The 14208-nt window shown below is 56.2% G+C and carries 13 protein-coding genes; 3 read left to right on the forward strand and 10 right to left on the reverse strand.

Translation table 11 applies throughout. The features are described 5' to 3' along the window. The first annotated feature begins 90 nt into the window (after positions 1–90). Positions 91–1323 (forward strand): MFS transporter, encoded by a 1233-nt coding sequence (locus DFG60_RS00765; protein ID WP_114569815.1) that lies wholly within the window; start codon positions 91–93, stop codon positions 1321–1323. A gap of 55 nt (positions 1324–1378) precedes the next feature. On the opposite strand, the gene DFG60_RS00770 is transcribed toward DFG60_RS00765, so the two are convergent. Next, positions 1379–2395 carry an LLM class flavin-dependent oxidoreductase gene (locus DFG60_RS00770; RefSeq protein WP_114570014.1) on the reverse strand — a complete coding sequence of 339 codons (1017 nt, stop codon included), beginning with the start codon at positions 2393–2395 and terminating at the stop codon, positions 1379–1381. 114 nt (positions 2396–2509) lie between these two features. On the opposite strand from DFG60_RS00770, the gene DFG60_RS00775 reads away from it, so the two are divergent. Then, positions 2510–2809: an MGMT family protein gene (locus DFG60_RS00775; RefSeq protein WP_114569816.1), complete on the forward strand. Its 300-nt coding sequence runs from the start codon at positions 2510–2512 to the stop codon at positions 2807–2809. A 57-nt stretch (positions 2810–2866) separates the two neighbouring features. Here the strand turns inward: DFG60_RS00775 and DFG60_RS00780 are convergent, their stop codons facing one another. From DFG60_RS00780 to DFG60_RS00820, 9 genes are all read right to left on the reverse strand, one after another. Then, positions 2867–4009 carry an FUSC family protein gene (locus DFG60_RS00780; RefSeq protein ID WP_114569817.1) on the reverse strand — a complete coding sequence of 381 codons (1143 nt, stop codon included), beginning with the start codon at positions 4007–4009 and terminating at the stop codon, positions 2867–2869. A 102-nt stretch (positions 4010–4111) separates the two neighbouring features. Continuing rightward, the gene (locus DFG60_RS00785) at positions 4112–6043 is read right to left on the reverse strand and encodes a PTS fructose transporter subunit IIABC (protein ID WP_114569818.1); all 1932 of its coding nucleotides are present in this window, start codon (positions 6041–6043) and stop codon (positions 4112–4114) included. Between the two features lie 13 nt (positions 6044–6056). Next, entirely contained in the window at positions 6057–6977 is a 921-nt protein-coding gene (gene pfkB, locus DFG60_RS00790) for a 1-phosphofructokinase (RefSeq protein WP_114569819.1), read from the reverse strand. Beyond that, the gene (locus tag DFG60_RS00795; protein ID WP_114569820.1) at positions 6974–7720 is read right to left on the reverse strand and encodes a DeoR/GlpR family DNA-binding transcription regulator; all 747 of its coding nucleotides are present in this window, start codon (positions 7718–7720) and stop codon (positions 6974–6976) included. Before DFG60_RS00795 ends, pfkB begins: the two co-directional genes overlap by 4 nt. Positions 7721–7981: 261 nt before the next feature. Next, positions 7982–8809 (reverse strand): fumarylacetoacetate hydrolase family protein, encoded by an 828-nt coding sequence (locus DFG60_RS00800; RefSeq protein WP_198661518.1) that lies wholly within the window; start codon positions 8807–8809, stop codon positions 7982–7984. Positions 8810–8880: 71 nt separating this feature from the next. Then, entirely contained in the window at positions 8881–9378 is a 498-nt protein-coding gene (locus DFG60_RS00805; RefSeq protein ID WP_157964459.1) for an NUDIX domain-containing protein, read from the reverse strand. Positions 9379–9426: 48 nt separating this feature from the next. Continuing rightward, entirely contained in the window at positions 9427–10866 is a 1440-nt protein-coding gene (locus tag DFG60_RS00810; protein WP_114569823.1) for a SulP family inorganic anion transporter, read from the reverse strand. Between the two features lie 119 nt (positions 10867–10985). Then, a complete protein-coding gene (gene nrdG, locus DFG60_RS00815; protein ID WP_114569824.1) occupies positions 10986–11453 on the reverse strand; it encodes an anaerobic ribonucleoside-triphosphate reductase activating protein in 468 nt (155 codons plus the stop codon). Then, positions 11428–13272: an anaerobic ribonucleoside triphosphate reductase gene (locus DFG60_RS00820; protein ID WP_114570015.1), complete on the reverse strand. Its 1845-nt coding sequence runs from the start codon at positions 13270–13272 to the stop codon at positions 11428–11430. Before DFG60_RS00820 ends, nrdG begins: the two co-directional genes overlap by 26 nt. A 229-nt stretch (positions 13273–13501) precedes the next feature. Between DFG60_RS00820 and DFG60_RS00825 the strand changes: the two genes are divergently transcribed. Continuing rightward, positions 13502–14200, forward strand: a complete 699-nt coding sequence (locus DFG60_RS00825; protein ID WP_114569825.1) for an ABC transporter ATP-binding protein — start codon at positions 13502–13504, stop codon at positions 14198–14200. Positions 14201–14208: the final 8 nt, after the last annotated feature.

The following is a 14208-nucleotide window of genomic DNA, read 5'->3' on the forward strand; positions in this document are numbered from 1 at the left end:
AATATTTAACTTTTATCTTTACATCGTCCTAACCTTGTTATATCATAATGTTAAATCAAATTGAACTTTTAGTCAAAGAGGAGGATTTATATGAAACGCAACCTGCCTTATCTGCTAGTCGGCAAATTCAGCTCTCTGTTCGGTTCTGGACTGTTCGCCTTCGTCGCCGGTCTGATCGTCTTGAAGGAGACGGGTTCAGGTCTTCAGTTCTCGCTCGTCTTGCTCGCCGGCATGTTACCGCGTGTTCTCTTTTCGCCGGTCGCCGGAGCGTTCGCTGATCGTTTTGACCGAAAGAAAATCATCGTCTCGATGGAGATCGCCTCGAGCGTTCTGCTCTTCCTGACGATGACGCTCAGCACGCTCTTCACATTCCACTATTACCACTTCATGATCGTCTCGGGTCTGTTGACACTCTTCTCGACATTTCTCTCCGTCACTCTGACTTCATCCATCCCGTCACTGTTCGAACAGGATGATCTCCAAAAAGCCAACTCGCTCATGCAATCAGTCGGTTCGGCCTCAGGCATCTCGTCACCGCTAGCCGCCGGCTTCCTCTATGCGCTCATGCCGTTCCACTTCTTCGTCATCCTGCCAGCCACGCTCTTTCTTCTAGCAGCCTTCCTCGACTCAAGGCTCCTCTTCCTTGAGCGTGTCGTCGAGAAAAAAGAGGACACGAGTATGGTGAGTGAAATAAAGGAAGGGTTTCACTATTTATTGAACCAGCGTACGCTTTGGACGTTGACGCAGCTCGCACTTGTGCTGAATTTCTTCTTCATCGCACTTGAAGTGCTCTTCCCGATCATCGCGCTTGAACGGCTCGAACTCTCATCCGTTCAGTTCGGCTTCATTGAAAGCATGTTCGCCGTCGGCCTGCTCGTTGCCTCGGTCCTCTTGTCGACACCGCGCTTCAAGATCAGACGGCCGCTCGCGACGACACGGATTTCCCTCTACCAATCTGCTCTCCTGTTCGCGCTGCCGGCGTTGCCGCTCATCTTCCCATTCCCGGGAGACACTTGGATCGTCGCCTACTATGTAACGCTCTTCCTCACGTTTGGTTTCGTCATCCTGCGCGTCAACATCCCGATCCAAATCTATATGCAGACGGAGACGGACCCGCGTTACCTCGGACGCGTCATGGGCGTCATCGAATCGATGGCGCTCGGCATCGCCCCGCTCGGCACCGTGCTGTTCGGCTTCCTGAGTGACTATGTCCCGCTGCAATGGCTCTTCCTGTTCAGCTCGGTCTCGATGCTTATCGCCATCACTATTGCGATGGGTCGGCTCAAGACGGTCGTCCGCTCCGAGATGGCGAAGGCCGGCTGATTCATCACGAAAGGCCCGTTCCGCGCTGCTGACGCAGCTTGGGACGGGCCTTTTCTTAGATTTCGAGCTGCTTGACAGCCTCCATGATCAATCGCAGCGAATTCTGTTTCGCCTTTCGGTCCGGAATCATCGATGCGATCATCACCTCGTCCGTACCGTACGATTCGGCCAGTGTTTTCAGTTCCTGTGCTACCTTGTCCGGCGTGCCGACGATCATCCGCTTCCGGTTCCGGGCGATGCGGAACTGGTCCTCGAACGAATACGGGTAGTTCCGCGCCTCCTCGATCGTCGGTGTCGTCTCGCGCGGTTCCCCTTTCTCAAGCAACAGGAGCGACAAATCGAGCGTCGACGCGAGGCTCTCTGCCTCCTCCGCCGTCTCGGCAGATGTCACGAAAATCGAGACGAGCGTCTGCGGCTGCTCGTTGAAACGGGACGGAACGAACTGTTCGCGGTAGTAGTCGAGGACCGCTTCTCCGCCTTCCCCGTTGATGAAGTGGGCGAACGCAAGACCGAATCCGCGCTCAGCGGCATTCAATGCGCTGCCGCCGCTCGAGCCGAGCAACCAGGCTTCCGGCATCGTCTCGACTTCCGGCGTCGCGACGAGTCCCGCGAATCGGTGATCGGCAGGCGCGCCTTCCCCTAAGTATTCAATCAGGTCGTCGAGCTGATGGCCGTAATCGTCACCGCCGAATCGCGGAGACTTCCCGTCCTGCAAGGCACGTGTCGCGAGCGGCATTCCGCCTGGCGCGCGGCCGAGTCCGAGGTCGATCCGGTTCGGGGCAAGCCCTTCGAGGACACGGAAGTTCTCAGCGACCTTATACGGGCTGTAATGCGGCAACATGACACCGCCTGACCCAAGACGGATCCGTTCCGTCACGGCAGCCATATAGCTGATCAGCACTTCCGGGCTCGAGCCTGCGAGCGTACGGGCGAAGTGATGCTCGGATACCCAAAAACGATGATAGCCAAGCTGCTCAGCGGTCTTAGCGAGCTCGACCGTCTCTTTTAATGCGTCTGATGCGCTTTGCCCCCGGGAGATCGGGGATTGATCCAAAATACTGAGTTTCAACAGATACACATCCTCTTTTTCTAGGTTCTGTCCTCACTCTACGCCTCATGCCATGCGCGGCGCAATCAACTTGCTCAAAGGCCACAGACTCGGATACGATTAGCTTGAGGTGATTGAATGTATACACAGTTCACGTGCGACGTCATTGATTTGATCAAGCGGATTCCACCCGGCAAGGTGATGACGTACGGACAGATCGCAGCATACGCCGGAAAGCCGCGAGGAGCTCGTCAGGTCTCAAGGATCCTCCATTCGCTCAGCAGCAAGGAACGTCTGCCTTGGCACCGCGTCGTCAATGCACGGGGTGAACTCTCGCTCGAAGGCGAGGAGCAGCGGATCGCGCTCGAAGCGGAAGGTGTCGTGTTCATCGGCAAACGGATCATTCTGACTGATCATCTCTATGACATTCATCCATGAGAATCGACGATCCACATACGAAAGGCACCCGTGTACGGGTGCCTTTCGTCCATATGATCAACTTTTCGCCTGTTCGATCGCCTTCTTGCGTTTAAGACGGCTGAACGTCTTGTCACGAATCGTCTTCTGCTCGATCGACAGCGAAGCCGCGTGCCGCTTCAGCGCCGTCTCGAGTCTGCGCTCGAACTGCTCGATCTCACGGATCCATTCGTTCATCGCGACGACGACCGGGAGCACTTCCATGATGATGCCCTCCTCGATTTCGTCACGGTCGAGGAACGAATGTTTGACGAAGGCGATGTTCTCCTTGACGAGGTCCTCCATCGCGAGCGGCTCATCCTCGAGCAGCAGGTCATACGTCAACAACACCTTCTCCTGCCGCTGTGTGATGTGCATCAAATGGAAGAACAGCTCACTTCTCAGGTCCGGGGCGATCTTGACGAGCGACTTCTCCTTCTCACGGAAGCGCTCTGCCGTCCGCACGCCTTTCTCGAGACATGATTGCATATGTTTCAGGATGACGAGATTGCGCAGGAGCGAGGCGTGCTTTTGCCGCGTCCCCTTCACTTCCTCCTCATGCAGGTCGAACAGGTTTCTTGCCTCCTGCTTCGTCTTGCCCATCTTATCGATCGCCGGACGATACGGCGCGATGTTCCCTTCGAAGGCGATGGCGCGCGTGACGACGAGCACCTTCTCGAACAGTTTCGTCGCCTTCTGGTAATAGGCGCTGCCGTAGCGTGGCGGGAAGACGACGGCGTTGACCCCGAGGGCACAGGCGATGCCGAGCATCACCATCAGGTAACGCGTCAGGACGACCTGCCAGACCGGGTCCGTCGCCGTATCGATGCTTTCGAGGATGATGATGACCATGAGCACGACGTTCGGAATCGTTCGGCCGAAACCGAACGCGAGCAAAATCGAGATCGTCGCCATGATGACGATGCCGATCGTCAATGGATTCGCCTGGTTCGTCCCAAGCAGCAGAATCGTCAGGAACGTCAGCACTGCCCCAATCAAGTTCGCCTCCGCTTCCTCGAGGAACTGTTTCCACGTCTGATAGACGGAAGGCAGGAGCGTCGATGCCGCAGAGATGGCAGGCAGGATCGGACTGAGTTTGAAAAGCTCGCTGAGGAGGAGCGCAAGGGCTACGGCGAGACCTGTCTTGATCGTCCTCGGGCCGAGCTGGAGCGATTGTCCCATCGTAATTGTTCCCCCTTTTTCTTCGGTATGTCCCTATCCTTCTATATCTACCCGAAAATTACAACAAAAAAATCACTTCGGCGGACCGAAGTGATTTCATTTTCATGAAGCTTGCGTTGCATCCGTCTCTGCCGTGACCGGAGCCTTCGACTCGAGTGGACGTTTCCAAAGCGAGAGGATGACCGCTCCGACGAGCGCACCGATCGCGATGGCGGCCGCATAGAGCCCCATGCTCATGAAGACGTTGCCTGCTCCCGAGAGGAGCGGGAAGACGAACACGCCGCCGTGAGGTGCAGGAAGCAGGACTCCGAAGAAGATCGTGAGTGCACCGGCGATCGCAGAACCGATCACAGAAGACGGGATGACGCGCAATGGGTCTGCTGCGGCGAACGGGATGGCACCTTCCGTTATGAAGGACGCACCCATCGCATAAGCTGCGATACCTGCTTCACGCTCTTGAGGCGTGAACTTGTTGCGGGCGAACAGTGTTGACGAAAGCGCTACGATGAGTGGCGGTACCATCCCGCCTGCCATGACAGCAGCCATGATTTCCTGGTTACCGGCAGTCAATGCTGCCGTACCGAACACGTAAGCCGTCTTGTTGAGCGGACCGCCCATGTCGATCGCCATCATACCGGCGACGATGAGGCCGAGCAGAATCGCGTTGCCGCCGCTCAAGCTGTTGAGTGAATCCGTCAGCCACTTCATGAACCCGGCGATCGGTTCGTTGACGACGAGCAACATGATCATACCGGCGATGAACGAACCGAACAGCGGGTAAAGCAGAACCGGCTTGATTCCTTCGAGTGCTGCCGGGAGCTTGCTGAATGCCTTCTTCAGAAGAAGGACGACGTAACCGGCAAGGAAACCGGCGATCAATCCGCCAAGGAAGCCGGCGTTACCTTGTGTCGCAAGAAGGCCTGCGACGAGACCTGGCGCGAGACCCGGTTTGTCAGCGATCGACATCGCGATGAAGCCTGCAAGAATCGGGACGAGGAAGCCGAATGCCGCCTTGCCGATCGTCATGAGCTGAGCAGCGAATTCATTATACGACGCATCATCCGGATTCGCCGAGTTGATACCCCAGAAGAAGCTGATCGCGATCAACAGACCACCGGCAACGACGAGTGGCAACATCGCAGAAACCCCGCTCATGAGATGTTTGTAGAAACCGCCGCGTTCCGAAGTCTTCGTTGCGCCTGATCCGCTCCCTTTATAGACCGGTGCATCCTGTCTGACGGCGCGATCGATCAGTTCCTTCGGTTTACGGATACCTTGTGCGACCGGCACCTCGATGACGCGCTTGCCGTCGAAACGGTCCATCTCGACTGCTTTGTCGGCAGCGACGATGACAGCTGTCGCATTCGCGATGTCGTCTGCTGTCAAAGGATTCTTGACGCCAGTCGATCCATTCGTCTCGACCTTGATCCGCACGCCCATCTCTTCTGCCTTCTGCTTCAGAGCATCTGCCGCCATGTATGTGTGGGCGATGCCTGTCGGACATGCTGTGACGGCGAGGATGTAAGGCGCATTCTCCGCCGGAGCTTTCGCAGTGACAGGTGCTTCGACGTGACCCTCCTCCTCCCGTTCCTTCCGCTCGATTGCCGCGATGACGGAATCCTTCGTCTCCGCCGCATAGATGCTCTTACGGAAATCCTCATCCATCAGGTAGACGGACAGTTTCGAAAGCGTCTCGAGGTGGGCGTTATCCGCCTTTTCACCTGCTGCGATCATGAAGAAGAGTTTGCTCGGCTGACCGTCAAGCGCTTCGTAATCGATTCCTGTCGATCGTCCGAAGGCGATTGACGGTGTCTTGACCGCAGCCGTCTTCGCGTGCGGGATGGCGATGCCTTCCCCGAGTCCTGTCGTGCTTTGCGCTTCCCGCGCAAGAATCGCCTCGCGGTAAGCATTCCGGTCGTTCAGCTTTCCTGCACCGTGCAGGACGTCGACGAGCTCATCGATGACGCCCGCCTTCGAAGTCGACGCGAGATCGAGCTTGATCGTGTCGCGTGTGAGAAGATCCGTGATTTTCATATTTCCCACTCCTTTAGGATTGTATGAGTTCAGTGACATGGACGTCATCGACAAGGCGCATGATGTCCTCTTTCGTACAGAGTCCGAACGTATAGGCAGAAGCGCTGCCTGTCGCTACGGCATAGCGGAAGGCTTCTTCCGGCCGTCTGCCGAGCGCGATACTCGCGACGAAACCTGCGACGAGCGAGTCGCCGGCACCGACTGAGTTGACGAGCTGACCTTTCGGCGAGCTTGCACTGTATGCACCGTGCCGATTGACGAGCAACGCTCCTTCTCCTGCGAACGAGATGACGACGTTTTCCGCTCCCTGTTCGACGAGTTTCTTCGCATAGGGAATCGCCATTTCCTTCGACGTGATGTCGACATCAAACATCTCTCCGAGCTCATGGTGGTTTGGTTTGATGAAGAACGGGTGAAGCGGCAACACTTCGAGCATCGCCTCCTTCGTCGTGTCGAGAGCGAACTTGACGCCTTTTCGCTTCAACACTTCAGCGATTCTCCGGTAAAGGTCGTGCGGCAGGCTGCTCGGGATGCTGCCGGCAAGGACGACGATGTCGTCCCCGGCCATCTGTTCGAACCGCTCCATCAAATCGCGCAGTTCCGCCTCCTTGACGGCCGGTCCGGCCGCGTTCAGCTCGGATTCCCGGTCTGCCCTGATTTTGACGTTGATGCGCGTCTCGCCGCCGATCGGCGTAAAATCGGTCAGTACGCCGCGTTCACTCAGTTCACGTTTGATGAATTCTCCAGTGCTGCCACCGATGAAACCGAGCGCCTTCGCCTCGACATCGTAGTTCTTCAACACGATCGCGACGTTTATCCCTTTCCCGCCGGCGACCTGCTTCGCCTCCTCGACCCGATTGACTTGACCGGGTTCGAAGCGAGGGAGTGTCACATAATAATCGATGGATGGATTGAGTGTAAGTGTGTAGATCATCGTACGTTCACCACCTCTGTGAATTGTCTGTATTTCGCCGCAGCTTCCTGCGACGTCCCTGTGATGATAGATGCTGCTTCGAGCGGCGCCACCTTGCTGAAGCTGATTTGGTCGAGTTTCGTCTCATCGACGAGTACATAAGTCCTCTTCGCTAGTTCGATCGCCGTCTTCTTGACGAGCGCCTCTTCCGGATCCGGCGTCGTGAAGCCATGCGCGGGATGGACCCCGTTCATTCCAAGAAATGCGACGTCGAAGTGATAGATCATCATCCCCTCCCGTGCATTGAAACCGACCATCGCTTGTGTCGAATGTTTCAGTTGGCCGCCGACGACGAACGTCGGGATCCGGTGATAGAGCAGCGTGTTTGCGAGCGGAAGGCTGTTCGTGACGACTGTGATCATCTTTCCTTCTAAATAAGGGACGATCGCGAGCGTCGTCGTTCCGGCATCGAGATAGACATACATCCCATCCTCGATTCGTTCCGCTGCGACACGGGCGATGGCATCCTTCTCCTCGATGTGACGGTCACTTTTCTCGAGGTAACTCGGTTCGTCGATTTGCATGTGGTTCGCCGTCGCGCCTCCGTGGACGCGTCTGAGATAGCCCGCTTCCTCGAGCCGGGTCAAGTCGCGGCGAATGGTCGATTCGCTCGCTCCGGTTCGTTCGACGATCTCCTGCATCTTGACGATTTCATTTCTTCCTACCAGTTCTAGAATTACTTGATGGCGCTGCTTGGTTAACATGAATTTCCCTCCGCACTCTCAATATAAAGCGTTTTCATTCGAAAATCAATCAAAATCATTCAAATTTATTAAAATAACAACCATAAACAGTCACATTCAGTAGTTCATTCGCTTGACCTTAATCAATTATACCCGAAAACGGTCAAATATTGACCGTTTTTCCATGTTCCCCCGTCATCGTTTGACCGAAATGGCGTACTAAAAAGGCGAGCGTCCGCGCTAGCGGACCTCGCCCTTCTTCAATGGATTGTATGACCGATTTCATTCGACATGGTTTCGCAAGCTGCCGATCCCTTCGATCGACACCTCGACGACGTCTCCTGCCTGCAGGTATACAGGCGGTTTCATACCGTGCCCGACTCCGGCCGGCGTGCCGGTCGCGATGATGTCTCCCGGCAAGAGCGTCATCCCGCGTGACGCTTCAGAGATGATCGTCTTGACGTCCCGCAACATCAAGTTCGTCGAACCGGATTGCCGGACTTCACCGTTGACGCGTGTCTCGACGAGCAGGTCGCCCGGGTCGAGCGAGTCGGCCGTGACGATCCACGGACCGAACGGGCAGAAGCCGTCGAGCGATTTCCCCCGGAAGAACTGGACATGCTCCTTTTGCAGGTCCCGCGCCGTCACATCGTTGATGATGCTGTAGCCGAAGACGTGATCGAGCGCTCGCTCCGGATCGATGTCGCGTCCCGGTTCCCCGATGATAACGGCGAGTTCGCCTTCGTAGTCCAGTTGATCCGTCAAATCCGGATGGCGTTCGATTGCCTCGAACGGCCCGACGATCGACGTCGGCGACTTCGTGAACAGGACGAACTTGCCTGCCCCTTCCGTGTCCATCTCCTTGATATGATCCGCATAGTTCTTCCCGACGCAGATGACGTTGCGATGCGGCACGAACGGCGCGAGAAGAACCGCCTCCTTCACATCGATCCGAGGTGCGACATCAAGGTCGATGTCCGGCTCGAACTCGAGCATGATCACCTCGAGCAGCGACTCCGAATAGACTTGCTTCGTCACGTCGTAGAGCTGTCCGTCGCGGATCACTCCGACCCGTTCTTTTCCTTCATGTGTAAAACGGCACCAATTCACAGAACATTCCCCCTTTTCCTGCAGTATACCAAAACGCGCCTTCAATTCGAAGACCATCGGACCTTCTTCCTTCAGCGCGACAGGAACGAACGGACGATCTCCGTGTCACGCGTTGCGATGAAACGGTCGAAATAGCCGGGTGACCTTTTCGTCTCGAGGAGCCGAAGCGCCTCCTCCGGGGTCCTCCACTCGAGCGTAAAGCCGGCCGCTTCCTCGTCTGACGTCAACACCGGCTGCCCGTGCCGGACGACTTCTCCTGTATAGATCGTCGAGACCTGATGCATCGCGGTTTTGCTCATGAACTCCGTACAGCTTCCGAACAACTCGATTAGACCGAACGTCGCGCCTGTCTCCTCCTCGATTTCGCGTTTTAACGCCTCCTCATGGGACTCCGAACCTTCAATCCCCCCGCCGGGCAGCTTGTAATAGCCGTCCCGCGCGACGAACATCAGGGCAATTCGTCCTGCTTGATCGAACAGCAGCATGCGGACGGCATTCCTCGTGCTCCACTCCTTTACGTCGAACATCTCCTCGTTGACGTCCTGATCCGTGATTTCACGTATGTACATACTCATTCCCCCTAAAAAAGACCCTCGTTTCAAAGGGTCCCCGTAGTATCAGCCGTGCCGCGCAAGGCGAGCGAGCAGGGCATCCGATTCTCTGTTCAATTCGATGAGCTTGACTTCCAGTCCTTGCGCCTCATACTTCTCGACGACCGTCTCGATCGCCTTGACGCCGGAGTCGTCGAAGATGTGTGCCTCGCTGCAGTCGATCGTGACGTGCCGAACGTCCTGGTCCATCGCAGGGTCGAACTGTTCGAGGAACGTCGTCGTCGAAGCGAAGAACAGCGGTCCCGTAACCTTGTACGAGACAGTGCTTTTTCCGACGCTTCGATCGATCGTGATGTTCGCCGCCTTCGAAGCGAACAGGACGGAAGCGAGCAGGATGCCGGTCAACACGCCAAGCGACAGGTCGTGTGTGACGAGCGTGACGAACACGGTCGAAAGCATGATCGCCGAATCACTTTTTTGTGCCTTTCTCAACATCGCGATCGACTTCCAGTCGAAAGTCGCGTATGAGACGAAGAACATGACGCCGACGAGCGCCCCCATCGGAATCATCATCAGCAGGTCGTTCATCGTCACCATCAACAAAAGCAGGACGGTGCCCGCCGTGAATGTCGACAGTCTTCCTCTGCCGCCGGAAGTGACGTTGATGACCGATTGGCCGATCATCGCGCAACCCGGCATGCCGCCGAAGAAGCCGGCGACGATGTTCGCGATCCCTTGACCGCGCGATTCCCGTCCTTTGTCAGACGACGTATCCGTCATCCCGTCGATGATGCGTGCCGTCAACAGCGACTCGATCAATCCGACGAACGCGAGCGACAACGCGTACGGGAAGATGATCGCGACCGTCTCGAGACTCAGCGGCACGTTCGGCAGGAAAAACTGCGGAAGTGCTGATGAAATTGTCCCCATGTCCCCGATCACGCGTGTATCCAGCGTGAAATAGAGGCTGATTCCCGTCATGATGACGATAGCGACGAGCGGTGCCGGAATCGCCTTCGTGATGCGCGGGAAGATCAGGATGATTGCGAGCGAGGCGAGCGCCATCGCGTACATGATCCAGTTCTCGCCTTTGAATTGCGGCAGCTGTGCCGAAAAAATCAGGATGGCGAGTGCGTTGACGAACCCGACCATCACGGCATTCGGGATGAAACGAAGCAGCTTCGCGACCCCGAGATAACCGAACAGGATTTGCAGGAGACCTGCCAGTATCCCTGCAGCGAGCAGATAGTCGAGACCATGGTCCTTGACGAGGTCGACGACGACGAGCGCCATCGCTCCGGTCGCGGCAGAAATCATCGCCGGTCGCCCGCCGGCAAGTGAGATGACGATCGCGATGATCACCGAGGCATATAGACCGACCATCGGATTGACGCCCGCGATGAGCGAGAACGCGATCGCCTCCGGGACGAGCGCGAGCGCGACGACCAAGCCCGACAGCAGGTCAGCTCGCGGTTGACCGAGCCAGTCGTTTTTCCAGTTTTTCATGTTTTGTGACTCCTTTTCCATTAAAAATGCTTTGATACCAGACTCTCACTGGCATCAAAGCAGTTCATCCGTTCATTCCATTTACAAAGTATAGCGACATGGTACCTGTAAGACAAGCCTCACCCCTTCTGTTGAAGGTCCACTTTCGCGATGATCCGTTGGTTCGTACTTCCCCGATATGGCAGAGACAGCGTCCGCTCAGCCAGGACGAACGGTCCGTCGACCAGTGCATCGATCGTGTTCAATATGCGCTTCACCGAATCAGAAGGCATCTGTCGCAATGCTTCGAGCGTATACCCCGTATAGACCCAGATGTCGTACCCTTCCCTCGCCAGGATGTCTGTAAGTTCCGCCAGGGCGTCTGCCTGGAGGAACGGTTCCCCGCCTGAAATCGTCAACTTCCGGTGTCCGGATGTTTTGATCCAGTCGAGGACTTCGGACATTTCCCATTCCGTTCCTCCCCTCGCGTTCCAAGAAGCAGGGTTATGGCAGCCATCGCAGCGATGCGGACAGCCGGCGAAGAATAACACACTCCGCAAACCCGGACCGTCGACGACGGAATCAGGGACGAGTGACAGAAGCCGCATCGTGCGTCACCCGGTCCCTTTCCTCCATGCGCTTCGCCTCATTCCATCGCTCCATCGTCCCGACGAGATACCCCGTGATCCGCCGAATCCGTTCGATCTCCCGTCCGCCGCAGACCGGGCACACCGATTCGATCGTCTGTTCCGTCGCGCAGTCGAGACAACGGTCGACCGGATGATTGATCGAACCGTAACCGATTCCCGCATCGAACATCAATCGGACGATGTCCTCGATCGCTTCCGGATTCGCAGCGAGCGCACCATCCACCTCGACGTACGTGATATGCCCCCCGTCGCAAATCGCGTGGAACGGGGCTTCGCGCCTGATTTTCTCCCGAATCGTCAATCGCGAGGACACCGGGACGTGAAAAGAATTCGTATAGTAGGGCTTATCCGTGACGAACGGGATCTCACCGAACCGTGCTCGATCGAACGGGACGAATTTTCCGGACAGTCCCTCGGCAGGCGTCGCGATCAGCGAGTAGTTCATCTTCATGACATGCCCATACTGCTCGACGACGCGGCGCATCAACTGGACCCAGGCGATGCCGGTTTCATGTGCGACGTCTGACTCTCCATGGTGAAAGCCCGTCAACACTTTCAATGCTTCCGCGAGTCCGATGAATCCGACAGAGAGCGTCCCGTGCCGAAGGACGTCCTTGACTACATCCTCAGATGCGAGTTCCTCCCCTTCGAGCCAGACGTGGTGGTACAGGAACGGGAACTCACCAGCCGTCCGTTCCGCCTGATAGAGATACCGCTCATACAGCTGAGTGCAGGCGAGCCGTGTCGTCTGTTCGAGTCGTTCGAGGAAATCGAATTCATCTTCAGCAAGGAGAGCGATGCGGACGAGATTGACGGTCGTAAACGAAAGGTTCCCTCGCCCAGCCGCACTCGAACGACCGTGCCTGTTCGAAAGCACGCGGGTCCGACATCCCATATAGGCGACCTCGGAGTCCGGATCGTCATCGATCGCCCGGTTGAACGGGGCGTCAAGGAAAGAGAAGTTCGGGAACAGCCGCTTTCCTGTGACACGTGTCGCGAGTTTGAACAGATCGTAGTTCGGATCCTCCGGCTGAAAATTCATACCGTTCTTCACCTTGAAGATTTGGATCGGGAAGATTGGCGTCTCCCCTTTTCCCAGACCGGCTTCCGTCGCAAGAAGCAACGAGCGGATGAGCATCCTGCCGAACTTCGAGCTGTCCGTTCCATAATTGATCGAGACGAACGGCACTTGCCCGCCGCCACGCGAATGCATCGAATTCGCATTATGAATGAACGCCTCACACGCCTGATCCGTGATGCGTGACGTCTCCTTCAGCGCATAGGATTCAAGCTCCGCTTCAGACCAGGCGTAGGGCAGTCGTTCGAGCTTCTCTTTTTCACGGAGGAACGTCTTCTCGACGTATGGTGCAAGGTCATGGTCGAAGGTCGCGTATGCCTGCCCGCCATGCTGCATGTTCTGATTCGCCTGAAGAATGATCGAGGCGAGCGCGAGCGCCGAACGAATGTCCTGTGGGGGACGGATCGACCCGTGGCCGGTATGGAATCCGTCCTGCAATAACCTCGCAAGCGGGATTTGCGCGCACGTCGTCGTCCCGGTCACGTAATAATCGGCATCATGGATATAGATCAACTGTTCATCGAGCGCCTCCTTGACCTCAGGAGTCAACAACTGTTCATGCATCATCTCCTTCGATACGACGCTCGCAATCCGGTTCAGTTTCGCAAGTGGTGTCCGTCCATCGACGTTCGCGTTCTCCTGAGCGAGGCTTGAGTCCGGCTCAAGTATGACTTGCTGGTAGAGCAACTGTGTATTCATGCTGTCCATCTCCCGTATTTAGTATGAATTCCTCTTTTAATCCGTCACAATATCTATATATGGGATTACAAGGACCGTTTTCAAGAAGGCACGATTTTAAAAAAATGCAAGGACTATGTGCCATTATTCACGAATTCGCTACGAAATAATCCTTCAAAAGGTGATTCAACCAAGGAAAAGGGGAATTCATTAACACTGTGATTTTTTCACGCGAAGGGGGAACCGTGCGATGATCGTGATGAAGAACGTCAGCAAAATCTACAGGAGCGGAGATATCGAGACCGCAGCGCTCAAGGACATCGACTTGACGATCGCTGAAGGCGAGTTCGTCGTCATCCTTGGTCCAAGCGGCAGCGGGAAGAGCACACTGCTCAACGTCATCAGCGGACTCGATTCCGTCACCTCAGGAACGATCCAGTTCAGGGATGTTCGTCTGACCGACTTGACGGAGCGTGAGATGACCGCCTTCAGACGCCAGCATCTCGGTTTCATCTTTCAGCAATATAATCTGCTGCAGAACCTGACCGTCTATGAAAACATCCAAATCGGCTCGGACATCGGAACGAATCCCCTGCCGATCGACGAGCTTCTCGAATCGATCGGCCTGACAAACGCACGCGACAAGTACCCACACCAATTGTCCGGAGGCGAGCAGCAGCGTGTCTCCGTCGCCCGCAGTCTCGCGAAGAATCCGGACATCATCTTCTGCGATGAACCGACCGGATCACTCGATGAGGAGAACTCGAAGAAGGTCCTGCAAATGTTGCAGGACCTGAACGATACCTTTCATAAGACGGTCGTCGTCATCACCCATAACAACGGGATCGCCGAGATGGCCGACCAGGTCATCCGAATGAACTCCGGCCGTATCCTGTCGGTCACACGCAACCCGGTCCGAAAAGCAGCGTCAGCCATCCATTGGGGTTAGGAGGTAGA

It is taken from the genome of Exiguobacterium flavidum, assembly GCF_003344535.1.
Taxonomy (GTDB): domain Bacteria; phylum Bacillota; class Bacilli; order Exiguobacteriales; family Exiguobacteriaceae; genus Exiguobacterium_A; species Exiguobacterium_A flavidum.

What these genes read in the sequence shown, in the direction of transcription:
- DFG60_RS00765 (WP_114569815.1), top strand. Translation starts at nt 91, where the DNA reads ATGAAACGCAACCTGCCTTATCTGCTAGTCGGCAAATTCAGCTCTCTG.
- DFG60_RS00775 (WP_114569816.1), top strand. Translation starts at nt 2,510, where the DNA reads ATGTATACACAGTTCACGTGCGACGTCATTGATTTGATCAAGCGGATT.
- DFG60_RS00780 (WP_114569817.1), bottom strand. Translation starts at nt 4,009, where the DNA reads ATGGGACAATCGCTCCAGCTCGGCCCGAGGACGATCAAGACAGGTCTC.
- DFG60_RS00785 (WP_114569818.1), bottom strand. Translation starts at nt 6,043, where the DNA reads ATGAAAATCACGGATCTTCTCACACGCGACACGATCAAGCTCGATCTC.
- pfkB (WP_114569819.1), bottom strand. Translation starts at nt 6,977, where the DNA reads ATGATCTACACACTTACACTCAATCCATCCATCGATTATTATGTGACA.
- DFG60_RS00795 (WP_114569820.1), bottom strand. Translation starts at nt 7,720, where the DNA reads ATGTTAACCAAGCAGCGCCATCAAGTAATTCTAGAACTGGTAGGAAGA.
- DFG60_RS00805 (WP_157964459.1), bottom strand. Translation starts at nt 9,378, where the DNA reads ATGTACATACGTGAAATCACGGATCAGGACGTCAACGAGGAGATGTTC.
- DFG60_RS00810 (WP_114569823.1), bottom strand. Translation starts at nt 10,866, where the DNA reads ATGAAAAACTGGAAAAACGACTGGCTCGGTCAACCGCGAGCTGACCTG.
- nrdG (WP_114569824.1), bottom strand. Translation starts at nt 11,453, where the DNA reads ATGCGGCTTCTGTCACTCGTCCCTGATTCCGTCGTCGACGGTCCGGGT.
- DFG60_RS00820 (WP_114570015.1), bottom strand. Translation starts at nt 13,272, where the DNA reads ATGAATACACAGTTGCTCTACCAGCAAGTCATACTTGAGCCGGACTCA.
- DFG60_RS00825 (WP_114569825.1), top strand. Translation starts at nt 13,502, where the DNA reads ATGATCGTGATGAAGAACGTCAGCAAAATCTACAGGAGCGGAGATATC.